General features: G+C 62.0%; 13 protein-coding genes. 4 read left to right on the forward strand and 9 right to left on the reverse strand.

Going from position 1 to position 14,194, the window contains the following annotated elements; all coding sequences use genetic code 11:
• Positions 1 to 35: 35 nt before the first annotated feature.
• The 4 genes from CFB50_RS38145 to CFB50_RS38160 form a co-directional block, all read right to left on the reverse strand.
• The gene (locus tag CFB50_RS38145; protein ID WP_306427296.1) at positions 36 to 2,003 is read right to left on the reverse strand and encodes an anthranilate synthase family protein; all 1,968 of its coding nucleotides are present in this window, start codon (positions 2,001 to 2,003) and stop codon (positions 36 to 38) included.
• A complete protein-coding gene (locus tag CFB50_RS38150; RefSeq protein WP_275691223.1) occupies positions 1,964 to 2,473 on the reverse strand; it encodes an isochorismatase family protein in 510 nt (169 codons plus the stop codon). The genes CFB50_RS38145 and CFB50_RS38150 overlap by 40 nt, the downstream gene beginning before the upstream one ends.
• A gap of 137 nt (positions 2,474 to 2,610) precedes the next feature.
• Complete coding sequence (locus CFB50_RS38155; protein WP_069249553.1) at positions 2,611 to 3,108, reverse strand: PhzA/PhzB family protein; 498 nt, start codon at positions 3,106 to 3,108, stop codon at positions 2,611 to 2,613.
• Positions 3,109 to 3,165: 57 nt separating this feature from the next.
• Positions 3,166 to 4,410 (reverse strand): acyl-CoA dehydrogenase family protein, encoded by a 1,245-nt coding sequence (locus CFB50_RS38160; RefSeq protein WP_256979427.1) that lies wholly within the window; start codon positions 4,408 to 4,410, stop codon positions 3,166 to 3,168.
• 1,308 nt (positions 4,411 to 5,718) lie between these two features.
• Between CFB50_RS38160 and CFB50_RS38165 the strand changes: the two genes are divergently transcribed.
• From CFB50_RS38165 to CFB50_RS38175, 3 genes are all read left to right on the forward strand, one after another.
• Positions 5,719 to 6,363, forward strand: coding sequence for a hypothetical protein (locus tag CFB50_RS38165; protein WP_144020767.1), 645 nt, complete (start codon positions 5,719 to 5,721; stop codon positions 6,361 to 6,363).
• Between the two features lie 468 nt (positions 6,364 to 6,831).
• Positions 6,832 to 7,146 (forward strand): helicase, encoded by a 315-nt coding sequence (locus CFB50_RS38170; protein ID WP_069249556.1) that lies wholly within the window; start codon positions 6,832 to 6,834, stop codon positions 7,144 to 7,146.
• 470 nt (positions 7,147 to 7,616) lie between these two features.
• Positions 7,617 to 8,987: an MFS transporter gene (locus tag CFB50_RS38175; protein WP_089449505.1), complete on the forward strand. Its 1,371-nt coding sequence runs from the start codon at positions 7,617 to 7,619 to the stop codon at positions 8,985 to 8,987.
• A 317-nt stretch (positions 8,988 to 9,304) separates the two neighbouring features.
• Here CFB50_RS38175 and CFB50_RS38180 read toward each other — a convergent pair whose 3' ends face one another.
• The 5 genes from CFB50_RS38180 to CFB50_RS38195 form a co-directional block, all read right to left on the reverse strand.
• A complete protein-coding gene (locus CFB50_RS38180) occupies positions 9,305 to 9,493 on the reverse strand; it encodes a hypothetical protein (RefSeq protein ID WP_069249558.1) in 189 nt (62 codons plus the stop codon).
• A gap of 54 nt (positions 9,494 to 9,547) precedes the next feature.
• On the reverse strand, positions 9,548 to 9,754 hold the full coding sequence (locus CFB50_RS39370) for a hypothetical protein (protein ID WP_144020768.1): 207 nt from the start codon (positions 9,752 to 9,754) through the stop codon (positions 9,548 to 9,550).
• A gap of 461 nt (positions 9,755 to 10,215) precedes the next feature.
• Positions 10,216 to 11,427, reverse strand: coding sequence for a DUF2252 family protein (locus CFB50_RS38185; RefSeq protein WP_089449506.1), 1,212 nt, complete (start codon positions 11,425 to 11,427; stop codon positions 10,216 to 10,218).
• Positions 11,428 to 11,539: 112 nt separating this feature from the next.
• Positions 11,540 to 12,832, reverse strand: coding sequence for an NRAMP family divalent metal transporter (locus CFB50_RS38190; protein WP_089449575.1), 1,293 nt, complete (start codon positions 12,830 to 12,832; stop codon positions 11,540 to 11,542).
• A 281-nt stretch (positions 12,833 to 13,113) separates the two neighbouring features.
• Positions 13,114 to 13,497: a hypothetical protein gene (locus CFB50_RS38195; RefSeq protein ID WP_069249559.1), complete on the reverse strand. Its 384-nt coding sequence runs from the start codon at positions 13,495 to 13,497 to the stop codon at positions 13,114 to 13,116.
• 255 nt (positions 13,498 to 13,752) lie between these two features.
• Between CFB50_RS38195 and CFB50_RS38200 the strand changes: the two genes are divergently transcribed.
• The gene (locus CFB50_RS38200) at positions 13,753 to 14,193 is read left to right on the forward strand and encodes an Hsp20/alpha crystallin family protein (protein WP_089449507.1); all 441 of its coding nucleotides are present in this window, start codon (positions 13,753 to 13,755) and stop codon (positions 14,191 to 14,193) included.
• Position 14,194: the final 1 nt, after the last annotated feature.

The following is a 14,194-nucleotide window of genomic DNA, read 5'->3' on the forward strand; positions in this document are numbered from 1 at the left end:
GTCCTATAGGGTTCGATAAAAAGTGCAAAGAGTCGTCAGGCCGTCAACGCTGTCATGCGTTTTTCGCGGCGTATCGCGTGTGTGATGGCTTCGCCGAGAATGCGCGGCCCGTCGACGGTCAGGACCGATTCGGCGTGGAATTGCATCGAGCTGAACGTTGGACCGCGCAAAGCATGTACTTCGCCCGTGCGCGGATCGCGGCTGATGGCCAGCGTGCCGACGCCGTCGATTTCCATTTCGTCCTGGTCGGTCCGTGCGACATACGTGTTGTAAAAGCCCACGCGCTCACGCTGGCCGAACAGATCGATCTCGACCTGGATGCCCTGATTGGGCACCTCGCGCCGCACGAGCGGAATGCCGAGGATGGCGTTCAGGATCTGATGGCTCAGGCAGACGGCCATGAACGGCTTGCCCGCGTCGATGAGATGCCGCAGCCACGCGTAGAGGCGAGCGATGCGTGGATCACCGGCGTCGCTCGGGTCTCCCGGGCCCGGCCCCATGACGACGACGTCGTAACGCGCAAGGTCCACTGCGTCATGAACCCCGCACACTTCGGTGACGAGGCCAAGCGACGACAGTTGCTGGGCGATCATCGCCGTGAAGTGATCTTCGGCGTCGATGATGAGCACGCGGCAGCCGCTCAACTCAGCCGACGCATCGGCCATCTCGACTTGTCGCCCGCCATAGGGCCGAAACCAGAAGTCCGCGATACCTTCGTTGCGCTCGCGCAGCGCCGCCTGCACCGATGGATGCTGTCCGAGCGCCGGGCCGGCTTCCGGCGGATCGAATGCGTTCGACAGCGCGGCCACCTTGGCATGCGTCTCCATGACTTCCGATACCGCGTCCGAATGCCGGACGAGCGTCGAACCGACGCCGATGCGAACGTGGCCGGCGCGGTCGATCTCCGCGGTGCGGATCAGGATGGCGGAGTCGAGCGTGCGCCCGCCGCACGCATCGCGGCCGATCAGCGCGGCAATGCCGCTGTAGTAGCCGCGGCCGGTCCGCTCGTGCCGCGCGATCACGCGGGTCGCGCTTTCGATCGGACTGCCGGTGACCGTCGGCGCAAACATCGTTTCGCGCAGCAAGTCGCGGACATCGGCCTCGGTGTGCCCGACGATGAAATATTCGGTGTGGGCGAGCCGCGCCATCTCGCGCAAGTGCGGCCCCGTGACCTGGCCGCCGGTCGGGCAGATGCGCGCCATCATCTTGAGCTCTTCGTCGAGCACCATGTACAGCTCGTCGGATTCCTTGCGATCGCCGAGAAAAGCGTTGATCCCATCGATCGTCGGCCCGCTTTGCGGATATCGATAAGTTCCGCTGATCGGGTTCATCGTCGCGCGGCCTTCATGCAGCGTCAGGTGCCGCTCCGGCGTGGCGCCGACGAACGTGCGCTCCCCGGTATGAATCACGAAGATCCAATACGCGCCGACTTCCCGGCGCATCAGACGCTTGAAGACCGCCAGCGCCTTGGCGGGCGAATAGTCGTCGAGATCGCCCTCGAGCGTGCGCTTGATGACGAAGTTCGAGCCCGCGCCGGTACCGATCTCGTCGGTGATGACGCGCTCGACGATCTCGGCGTAGGCCTCGTCGTCGATGTCGAAGTGACGCTCGCCGAGCGCGGTATCGGCATCGGGAATGGCGGCGAGCGCAAGCTGCGCGGACACCGTTTCGTGCTCGTCGCAGGTGATCGCGACGAGCGGAGCGCCGTCGTCGTGTGCTCTGAAGCCGCGCTCGTGCAGCTGCCGGTATGGCACGAGCACAAGCAGCTCCTGACGGTCCGCGGCCGCCGCCGTCGGCGCGGCCAACGGAAGCTCGGCCAGGGAGGACGGATAGGACACCGCGCCGGCGAAGATATCGATCGTCGCGCGCTCCCCGGCGCTACCCGTCGAACGCGCGATCAACGCGAAGCACGGTGCCTGTCCGTGGAGGATGCGATCGAAAAGGTTGCGGTTCGGAGCGGCGTTCATGCCAGCGCCTCCTCGGTGCTCACCACCTTGCCGCAACGCTGGGCCACGTATTCCAGGGCCTGGTGATGATGGTCTTCGGAAAAATCCGCCACGCCATCGGCGACGAAGAACGGTTGAATGTCGTTCGTGAACGCATCGACGGCCGACATCATCACGCCGATGTGCGCGTAGACGCCACACAGCATCAACTGATCGCGACCGCTCTCCCGCATGCGCTCGCGCAGGTCGGTGCGGAAAAATGCGCTGTAGCGCCACTTCGTGAGCATCCAGTCGTCCGGGGACGGGCCGACGGCCTCGGCGACGTCCCGATCGGCCGGCGTCGTCTCCATGCCAGGCCCCCAAAAATCGCGCAGCAAACCGCGTTCCGTTTCGGTCATGCGCCCGGGATGGGCCGTGTACGCGACGGGAATACCGGCCTGCTTGCACCGTTTGCGCAGCGACGCGACATTGGTCGTCAACGTCTCGCGCAGCGTCGGCGGCAACGGCGAAAGGAAATAGTTCTGCATGTCATGAATGAGCAGCAACGCGCGCGACGGATCGACACGCCATGACACGACGTTCTCGGGCAGGCTGCTCGAATCGGGCAGCGCGTACGGTTGAATCGACGGGATACCAGCCATTCGTCTCCTCCATTGGGTATGCGTTAGCTCGGTAGACCATCCCGGCGCACTTCGGGAACCTCGATACCCAACGCACGGAATTGCTCGCAAGGGTTCATGAATTCGCGCTGCTCCTTGATCAATCCGTTTTCGAAGCGGAACGAGTGAAGGAAGTGATTGCGGTAATGGCCTTGGGGGTAGCCGGGGAAAATAATCGTGCCTTCGCCGCGGCACTCGACCCAGAACCAGTTAGGGTCTTGCGTCTCGAAGATCTGGATGTCGGTCCAGACCCAATCGGGGAAGCATTGCAGCGACCACACGGCGTGCTCGCCGAGCTTCTCGCGGCCGCGAATCGCGATCGGCTGGCCGCTGTCGGTCGTCCACAGACCGCCGACGCCATCTTCCGTGAACAGCAGGTGGCGCTTGAGCCTCGCTTCGCCACGCGTGTGCATGTACTGCTCGACGATCTTGCGGTTGTGCTGCCGGGCCGCGACGTGCGCGTGATTTTCCGGCTTGTTTTCGAGGGATTCGACGTCTGACATGCAAGCTCCTGTCGTCAAAGAGGGCCGCCCCGCCGGGAACCGGGAGGCCGCGTGGGGTTACACGAGGTAGCTGATTTCGCGCGGATCGAGGCCGACGAGCGCGCGGCCGTAGACAAGTTGCGGAATGCCCATCCCGAAGCCCGCGTGGCGGCTCGCCACGTTCAGATCGCGCCAGATCAACTGCAGGGGATTGGATTCCATGAAGGCGGCGCTGCCGTAGGCCGTCATGAGGCGATCGATGGCCTCGCGGCACAGGCGCGTGACGCGCGTCGATTCCATCCGAAAGCGCGAACGCGTCACTTCGTCGGGCAGGACGCCGGCCGTTGCGTGGTGTTCGACCGTTTCGACGATGCGGCGGGCGTGCAGCTGCGCGCCGTCGATCATCATCGAAGCTTCGGCGAGATCGGTCTGGAACGCCGGCGAAACAGCCTGGCTCTTGAACGTGGACGAGGCGACGCGGCGCTCGTGGGCCTGATCGCGCACGAGTTCCAGCGCGGTGACGATCGCCCCGAGTTGCGGTCCGAGCAGACCGATCGACAGCAAGCCCGAGAACGCGCTGCTATATAAACGGTGGCGTTCCGACGGCAGGCGCGACCGGCCCTGCACGATCGGCGCGTAAGGCGTCACTCGATGGCGCGGAATGAACAGCCGGTTCGCCACGACCGTGTTGCTGCCGGTGCCGCGCATGCCCGTGATATGCCAGGTGTCGCGGACTTCGAGCTCGCTCATCGGCATGAGGACCAAGTTGATCGTCTCGTCGTCGGCATCGACGCCTTTCGGGATCAGCGCGCCGATCCATTCGGCGTGCAGGCTGCCCGATGCATAACCCCACTCTCCCGTCACCACGACACCGCCGTCGACGCGTTCGACCTGGGCGCGCGAAGGCGCAATGATGAGCGCGGTGCGCGTGTCGCGGTTGCCGCCCCACACGTCGTCCTGCGTACTCTCGGGGAAGTGAGCGATCATGTAATTGCCCATGTTGAGCACGCTCGTGACCCACGACGCCGAGCAGCAGCCGCGCCCCAGCTCGTAGCAGACGTCGAACAGCGTGGCGGGACGCGCTTCGTAGCCGCCGAGCCGGCGCGGCGTGAAGAGCCGCATCAGCCCCGCCTCGGTCAGCGCGGCGACGGAACGCTCGGTCAGGCGGCGCCCGGTATCGGCAGCGTGCGATTCTTCCGCGAGCACGCGGGCGACTTCTGCCGCCTTCGCGATCAATTGCTCATGCTCGACCACCGATTCATCGAGCCCAATGGCGTCATGTCCGGCCGAATTCCCTTCCTGCAACGTGCGTTCATTTGTCATTTCACGAGTCATGCACTGCGAGGTCTGTATCGTGCTCACGGCGTCTCCAGAATGGACTTACAATCTTTTTTGTTGAAAAATTTAAAACAATAAGGGTTGCGAAAAATTCAACGATCAATTAATCAGGAAACCGAAGCAAGCAAGCGCCACCGCCTTTAGTGGGCGCATCCGGAATTCGGAAAATATTGGCGCGACAACAGCCATGAGATCCGCACCCAGCTGTGCCTTATCACTCAAAAAGGCATTTTTATTTCAATTCCCTTATAGGTTTATTGCGTTTTTCATTTAAAGCGGCCGGGCATGCCAGTCCTTCGCGAGACAAGCTGTCTCGTCGAGTTCCTGTTCAAAGCCTGAGTGATGGAGCCTCTGGGCGCCTCTTTACACAATGGAGCGCCGCACGAGTTATTCAGCTTCGCCAGCACTTCCTACTCTTGATGCTATTCAGCGGGCGCCGAACAATATCCGGCAAATCGAGACAAGCCTTCGGCGCAAACCGGGGTCATCAGGTTTCCCACCCCATTTAATGGCATAAATATAAATCCCACCCCATTATGCCGCGCATCCCCATCCATATATGACGGTTAAGCGTAGGATAATTCCGAGAAATTACCACCTGTTAAATTTGACGGGTGATACTCCGCCAAGCTGAATGAGACCGTGAGGAAAATAAATTTGGCGATCATTTTAAAAATCTAATGATGCCCGATATCGGGTCCGAGCGAAGACCGTTCGTGGCTCTAAGCGGTCGGGTGTGATGAACTGCGGATAACTTCGAACACCAACAGCATCAATAAGTGCAAGAGACGAGAGCTGAGTTGCGTTGGTTAAAACAGTGAGTTCATCGGCCTGTCCGAACTGAATGATTGAATATTGGATCGTCTTGTCGAGCGGGCTGGCGTTGATTCTGAACTTTAATAAATGGATCGCACAATTGCTGGGCTTTCTACAATCGGATTGTCGGCGGCAGCCGGGGTGAAACGATCGATTGGATCGTGCAGGATTATCATCAAGCGATTCGTTTCTAATGACCGGAATGAAGAAATTTACGGGTTGTGTGGTCAATGAGGCAGCGAATAATCGGGTATGCATTTAAATAAATGTGTCGCACAAATACATCTTGAATTGGTTTCGCGCTGATCTACTCTCATCCTTGCGCCTGTGGAATTCAGTTTAAATTTCCAATTCTGGAAATTGAACTTCAGGCGCACAAAAAGCACTTCCGAAGTGTGTCGATGACCTTTCCCCTTCAATTGATGATCGGAGCGGCATGATTTTGTTCTTTATTCTCATGCCTGAATCATCGATTCCGTGATTGAACGGGTGCAGGCGATGGCGAGTCGATTTCGCGATTGGGGGCATCGCGTGGCGGAGGCGATTGCCGGCAGCAGCATACCAATAGCGGCAGGCGCGCCGTGGAGCTACAGCGAGGCGGGACGCAGCTTTACCGGCACCTCCACGTCGGAGTCGCCGCTCATCCTCGGCGTGACGATCGAGCAATTGCCGGCGCGGAGCAAGCCTGTCCTCGCGCTCGCCGACGATGAGCCCGGTGCCGAAGCACTCGGCGATGCGTACCGCTTTGAAGCGGGTGCGGGGGATCTGCTCGCGCAAGGCGTTACCGAGGCGCAGGCGCTGGCGCTCGGTGCGCAGAGCTGGATTCCCCGGCGTTCGCTCGAGCAGGCGGCGGTCGTGACACGCCACGCGCATGACGTGCGCGTCGTCGCGTTGCATGGCGATCCGGTCCTGGTCGACGGCATCGCGTCGATCGATTTCAACGGGACGCAGTTGACGCAGTTGACGCAGTTGAGGGCCGGGGTCTTTGCGGTCAACAAGCCGATTCCGAAAGTCGGAGCGGCTTATCAGGTAAGCGGTACGTACGACGAAGGCAACCTGCCGTTCTCGTTCGGGCTCACCTGCACCCACGCCGGCCGGCCGATATCCACATTCGCGCGGTAAGCGCGCGGCGCCCGGGCGGCGGTGCATGCCCGGGCGCCTTGCCTGCGCTAATGATCGTTCACACCCACGCAGTGTCCGATCTTGCAGCAAAAATCATCGACACGCCGTACGTCCATTTGCGGCACTGCAACGCCTCGCACGTCACGCTCGTACACGGCGCGCCGCAAGCGGTCGCCGGATCGGCTATCCGCACAACATCGCTGCTGCCATTCGATTTCCGGCGATTCGAGCCGGTCACGCGCCATTTCCTGCCAGTCGCCACGCTCCCGAGACTGAGCGCGCCAAGCGAGAACTTGACCGACTCAAGGTGATCCAGGCCGTGGTGGACACGGGTTTGAAGCCTGGACGTCCGGAGAAATCGCCCCTGCCGGACTGCCTCGAGCAACCGCGGCCGCCGCACACCGTGGCCGACTCCCGGCGAAGCCTCGCGCAGCGTTAAAATAGCGCCCCTTCTCACAGGAGACGAAAATGTCCTGGTTCGTTTACGAAGTGCCCGAATACCACGAAGACGCTGCGCGCATCGAGCCCTTCAGTGACCTGCGCAGCCGTGTGCTGCAAATCAGTGGCGTGGCCATGGCCGACGAACTGGAAAGCGTTCGCGAGAACGCCGCGGCGACGGCCGACAGCCCCGAGCGCCCGCTGCGTACGCCGGAAAATCCGCATGTCTTTCCGATTCCTTACGCCGACTCCATGATCCTGGTCGGGTTCATCTTCGATCTGAAACGCGAATTCCGGCAACTGGTCGTGTCACCCGTGGAAATGCCCTGGCTGAAAGACGCATGAATGAATGGTGAGCAGGCCTGGTTGGTCCACCGCCGATCACTACGGATCGCTTAGCCGCTTGCCCGTGTTTTCCGACTTGTCTTTGCAGGACTGCGACGGCTTCACGCACGCTATCGGCCATTGTCCGAATGTTTGCAGCCGTCACCTTCGCGCGCGTATGGCGCATGCCTATCCGCCGGATCGACATCGCGCACTGACGCTCGCACAGTGCGAGCCGTAACGACATCAGGTGCGGTCGTCGAATGCTCCGTGACATGCCATTCGGCGTCTCTGCGTGCGTATGGCTCGAACATCACACCCACCTCGTCGTTGCCAAGGCGAATGATGATCAAACCTCATATCATGATATTTAAGGATGGCTGAATGAAGGGCCCGGGCGACGAAGCGGCCATTCGTCGCTCGCGCTTGCCGGAACCTGTCGCGGGGCGTATGGTTAATTTCTCTATCGCCCTGTTCCGGGAGATATCAAAATGGCTGCCATGCAATCCGCGGCCACGCCCCTCTCCGACGAGGAAGCCCGGCGCCAGTTACGCCGCGCCGTCATCGCCAGCACGATTGGCACCACGATCGAATGGTATGACTTCTTCCTCTACAGCACGGTCACCGGCCTGGTCTTCGCAAAGCTGTACTTCCCCCAATCCCACCCACTCGTCGGTACGCTACAGGCGTTCCTGATCTATGCCGTCGGCTTTGTCGCACGTCCGGTCGGCGCAGCGATCTTCGGCCATTACGGCGACCGCATCGGACGCAAGGCCACACTGATCGTGACCCTGTTGCTGATGGGGCTCGCCACGTTCGCCGTGGCTTTCGTTCCGACCTACGCCGCGATCGGCATCTGGGGCGCCGTCATCCTCACGGTATTGCGTTTCATCCAGGGCGTCGGCGTGGGCGGCGAATGGGGCGGCTCGGTCCTGATGTCGATGGAGTGGGCGCGCACCAATGCCCATCGCGGTTTCGTCGCGTCGTGGCCGCAGTTCGGCGTGCCGGCGGGCCTGTTTCTCGCCAACCTTGCCGTGCTGGCCATGAGCTGGTTTTCCGGCAGCGCCTTCCTGACATGGGGCTGGCGCGTGCCGTTTATCCTCAGCGTCGTGCTGGTCGCGATCGGGCTCTATATTCGCCTGAATATTCTCGAGACGCCGATCTTCGCGAAGCTGCTGGCCGAGCGTCGGATCGAGAAGACGCCCATGCTCGAAGTGCTGCGCAAGCAGCCGAGGGATATCGTGCTGTCGGCGTTTGCGCGGATGGCCGAACAGGCGCCCTTCTACATCTATACGGCGTTCGTGTTCACTTACGGGATCACGGCGCTGGGCGTCACGCGCGAACTGCTGCTGGCGGCGGTACTGGCCGCATCCGTGGTCGAGTTCTTCACCATTCCGTTGTTCGGGCACGTGTCGGATCTGATCGGACGGCGGCGGATGTACATGATCGGTGCGGCTGCCGTCGGCGTGTTCGGATTCGTCTACTTCACGATGGTCGATAGCCGGAATCCGGTGTGGATCTTCACGGCGATCGTGTTGTCGCTGGTCCCGCATTCGATGATGTACGGACCACAGGCTGCACTGATTGCCGAATCGTTCACAGGGCGGTTGCGGTATAGCGGCGCGTCGATGGGTTATCAGCTCGCGTCGGTCATTGCCGGGGGCCCGGCACCGTTGATCGCGACCGCGCTGTTTGCCTACTACCACTCGGGGTATGCGATCGCGGCGTACGTGCTGGTGTGTGCGGTGCTGAGCGTGGTCGCCGCGTCGAAGCTCGGCGACTATACGAACAAGGATATTTCGCGGGAATACGACGATGCTCGGGGATTGGGGGATCACGGGCACGCGCCGCCGCTAACTTGACGAATGGGCCCGCTCAGGCCGGCGATGACGCCCGCAACCGCGATCGCAAGGCGTCACGGACGCGAGACGGACGTTGCTTGCGGGTGCATCGAGCCTGCATTGGCGGCCGACATGCCGCGAGACGGCGCCGGGCGCCGCGGAACGCCTACCCGCCCCATCCGGAGCGGGTCTGACGACAGGGCGCGATACGCGAGCCGAGACGTTCGTGATCCAGCGCTCGCCGTCCGGCGAACGCGTTCCATCTCGATCGAAATGGGGAGAGCCGCCGGACGGCGAGATCGGTGCTGTCGCGCAGTGCCTCGCCCGGCGTTACCGGGTTATCGCTCGCTGACCTTCACGCGCGGCAGCCATTCTGCCTCGGCGCCCTGCGTGCCTTTCAGATGGGCGGGAATCGCGTCCTGTGCGTGCGCGCCGAGGCGACGTGCCGCCTCGGTGTCGAGATGCCGGCCGTCGAACGTCGACTGGCGACGGGTAATCATGTTGATGCGAAGGCGTTTTGCCGCCATGGTCGGTATTCCTTGAGAAAACGGTACCTCGCCGACTGGCGAAGTACCATAGATTTACGCGAGAAAGATGTCGCTGCGATGACGCGGCGCGCGACGCAAATCCACTGCCGTCGCATCGCTTGTCGCATGCACCGCAGCGGTCGGCGCCATGCCGGGCCGCCCGCCGCTCCATCGCCTCAAGGTAGCGATGGACGCAAGCAACTCACGATGGACAAGAAACAGCGCTTCGAGTTCAGTTTGCTCGGCGGCCGTCAAGGTCACGCGTCACCGCTCCCCGCCCCTTCGCCCTTTTGCCGTTCCAGGTGAACACTCGTGCCGATCGTTTCACGAATGAATCGACGGGCGGGGGTCCCCTTGAATCCGGGACCTTGCTGGCGACGCTCGGCGCGGCGATCGTTGGGCGTCACGCAGCAATACCGTGACAACGCAGTCGAGTCCGGCCCATGGCGCGTTGTCGTACGGTCTTGTGGACGGATGTTTCAAACTTGAAATCAGCGCCGCCGGGCGTGCCCGACAGCTCGCTTCGGCGTCCGCTGACCGTCTCTCATAGCTATCAGTCTGGCGCCGACAAGTAGGGATCGATTCGCTCGCCGTCCAATCCCCGCGTGTCGGCCACCGTTGTATCGCTGGTGCCGTTCCGTTTCGGTATTCGAGGCCATCTGATTCAATCGTGAAACGACCGGAATGGTTGCCCGCTGTGCGGAGGCTGGAGTTTCGTCGACCTATCGGATGGGCTTGCCGAGTGCGTAACGCCGGCAATGCTCGAGATAGGCCTCCTCATGCGCGACCATCAGTTCGATGATGCTTCGCCACAGCCAGGAGGGTGCATCGACGGTCTTGGGGTGGTGACGCCTCAGCTCGGCGCGCCACGCGAGGCGGGTCCGCTCGTCCATCTGCTCACCATGTGCGCGTCCCACGACCCAAGCAAGATAGCGGGCAGCCTTGACGGCATCGTTTTCGGAGAGTTGCTTGGCCGCCAGTTTCAAATCCTGCGGCATCAGTTCGCGAATCACGACAGAGCGCCCGTCCAGTCGCGCCGCGCACATCCGGCTTCCCAGCATGGGAGAGACGCGTCTCGCTCCTTCGAGCACGCGTTGAGCGGCATCCCGGGGCATTCGTGCACCGGCATGCGAGGGCGCTGCGGCGACCGCAGCCTCCTTGATATCGATCAGGCATGGCGGCCCGCCGTCGGAACACGCGCCATCGATGTCGAGCATCACGGCATACCGGCGCCGGCCCAGAGAACTGCAACCCTTTACCCAGTAGGCAGCATCGAGCACCTTCATTTTGGCGGTGCTGCGCGCGCCGTGACTGAGCGCCGCGCCGATCGTGTCAACAGGCGCGGATTCGAACAACGCGTGTATTGCCGATTTTTCCTGAGTCGAGAGTGGCCAGAATCGCTTGCCCAGTGGAATGTGAGGTTCGACATTCCGGATCGTTTGCCGTTCGAGCTTCCGCCACGACCGATGCAGGGCCGCTTTCATCGCGATCTGAACCGCGGTCGGACGGCGTATCCCATCTGGCCGGTCTTCGGCCTTCCGGTCGAACGCCTGTTCGTATCCGTCGACGAGTGCCTCGATCAAGCGCCAGGTAATGACGCCGGGTAGATCGGAGCTACGAGCCGCGGTCGCGAGCGAAAGTCCAAGCCGGAGCAAATCATGAACAGGATTGCCAATCACGCTCTGGTCGAGATCACGAATCTGCACCGTCACCTCTCCCGTCTTTGACGCGAGGGGGCCGAGATTGCCAAGATGGCAGTCCCCGCAAATCCAGACCGGCGGCCCGTCAGGAAGGGATCCTTCTTTGCGACTCCCGAGCCACTCGTAAAAGTGTGCGGCGCTGCCACGCACATATGTGTGCACCGAACGCGCCATCTTCTCGTGGCGAAGCTCCGCGAGGAAGATCGACCTCTGATCAACGGCAGGCAACCCCATCAATTTCGAAGTTTTCTTCGTCACAATGCCCCCAGCTGTCGCGTTACAACACGCTTCCGATCGGTCGCCGCTTGCCTGCGTGAACTGAATGCGTCGCCTTGAGGAGTCGGTTTCATCCCGGCACAAAAATCCCCGCGGCTGCAATTGCCATTGCAAGTGTTGCAAGCCACCCTCCCCACGCAAGCGGTCCCGCAATGGCGAACTCACCCATGACCCGCTTGCTCCGAGCCATCAGCATCATGATGACCATGATGGGGACCGCCGTTACCCCGTTGATCACAGCGCTCCAATACAACGCACGGATCGGATCGAAATGCATGAATGTGATGACCACGCCACCCACGGTTGCCAATGCGATGACCGCGTAGAATTGTCGCGCGAGCGTCAACTTCAGGGCGAGGCTATTGCGCCAGCGGAATGTGCCGGCCGCCGCGTATGCGGTCGATCCGGCGAGAACCGGCAGCGCCAGCAGTCCGGTGCCGACGATCCCGAGCGCGAACAGCATATAGGCGAAGTGACCCGCGATCGGGGCAAGGGCCCGCGCGGCGTCAGCCGACGTCTTGACCTCGATGTGGTGCGCATGCAGCGTAGCCGCCGCGGTGAGCACGATGAAGAAGGCAATGACATTCGATACGCCCATCCCCAGCCAGGTATCGAAACTGATTCGGCGCAGTTGCGCCGGGGCCTGGTGGGGAACTCGGCGAAGCGGCCCTTCACGCGGCGCGGATTCCAGTTCCTCGACTTCCTGCGAGGCCTGCCAGAAGAACAGGTACGGGCTGATGGTCGTGCCGAGGACCGCGACGACCGTCGTGAGGTAGTCCGGCGCCAGCACGATATGCGGCCATACGATCGCACGGCCCACCTCGGTCCACCGGATCGGGACGATCAGGGCAACCGCCACATAAGCGAGCAGGATCAGCGCCGTCCACTTGAGAAGGCGCGCATACCGTTCATAGGGAACGAACACCTGAAGCACGACCGACAGGCCACCCAGCCCGACAACGTAGAGCTGGTGCGGCCCGGGGAGCAGCAAGCCGGCTGCGGCGCCCATCGCCGACAGGTCGGCTGCGATGTTGATGACGTTGGCGATCATCAGCAGCACGACCGCGCTATAGAGCAGCCACATCGGGTAGTGAGCCCGCATGTTCGATGCAAGCCCCTTGCCGGTCACTCGCCCGATCCGCGCGCTCACCAGTTGTATGGCCGTCATGAGCGGGTATGTCAGGAAGAGGGTCCACAGCAATTCGAATCCGAACTGCGCGCCGGCTTGCGAATACGTACCGATACCTGACGGATCGTCGTCAGCCGCACCGGTAATCAAGCCGGGGCCAAGGCGACGTGCCCAGTTCTGGCCGGTCGACTTAGGCGTCGCTTTCTCGATTTCGAGCGGTTCAGGATTGTTCATGATGGTGGCCTCCCGATACGGCCACAGCAATTCACGTACCCGTTCGATGCAGGTCGCCATCCGGTACGCGCTGAGGTTCGATCCTCGTGGATCACGCGAGGCCACCCTCTCATGCATTTTCCGCGTGCTGCTCCGAGTCACGCTGGTCCGGCGGAAGGCCGCCTGATGCGAGGTCCGCCTGCCCTCCATCGGGATATCGATCACGACCTCGCCGCTGCGCGGTGACGCGACGGGGCGATCCGGCTGGAGGCCGCCGCCCCGCCCCGTGCCGGACCGGCCGATCATCGGATTGGCGACGTCGTACCCAGTTTCTCCGACAGCATCCGCTCATACACGCCGAAGTGCAGATCGACCTCCTTTTGCGTGACGGGCGTGACCGTGATGTTGATCTGGTCAGGCAACAGGCCCAGCACAACGGCCACGGCCGCTTCGAGTTGCGGCGCACAAAACTTGTCCTCCGCCATCGTGGTGCCAACGACGACGTCGTAAGTCTTTTCCTGCCGGCACACGACCTCGACGAGTCGAGCCCGCGCACTCATGTTGTTGTCGATCGCAAGCCGGACGACCTCCGCCACGGTGCGCATCGACTCGGTCGGAAACCCCCTCGTCGAACGCAGCCGGATACGATGTCTGCCGAGCGTCAGCCAATCAGTGTCGAACTCCATGGCGTCCTCCGTAACGTAGTACCGATTCGCCGCGATGATAGGGTCCAGCGCACCGATTTCAAGTGCAAAAAAATGACGGGCGCCCCTTGAATTTCTCCGCAGAATTCCTATCTTAAGTTTCGCTCAGGCAGACGCGCGGGTCGCTTCATTCCGCGCGCTGCGTGTTTCGATTTGTTTGCCACGCAGTCTGGCAGGCGAACTGGAGCGCGTAGGCCCGTTCGCCTCCATGCTGCAACAGGCCAGGAGGATAAGATCATGAGCGATCTCTATTTCGGAACCGATCTCTTCAGCGAGTTCGACCGCCTGCAGCAACAGATGGCGCAACGCTTCGGCGGTTTCCCGTCCAGCATTCGCGCGAGCCGTTTCGGCACTTTCCCTCAGATCAATATCGGCGCGACAGACGATTCAATCGAGATCGTCGCGTTCGCGCCCGGCGTCGACGCCGCCGCGCTCGATGTGTCGATCGACAAGGGGCTGCTGACCATTGGCGGCGAACGCAAATCGGCACAACGCGACACCGGGGGTGAGCGGCGCACCTATGCGCAAGAGCGCTTTGCCGGAACGTTCCGGCGGGTCATCGAGCTGCCCGAGGCCGCCGATCCCGACAAGGTCCAGGCGCACTACGAAAACGGGTGTCTATCCATCAGCATTGGCAAGCGTGAATCGTCCAAGCCGCGTGCCATCGCTGTCCAGTAAG

The sequence above is a fragment of the Burkholderia sp. AU33423 genome, assembly GCF_002223135.1.
Lineage (GTDB): Bacteria > Pseudomonadota > Gammaproteobacteria > Burkholderiales > Burkholderiaceae > Burkholderia > Burkholderia lata_D.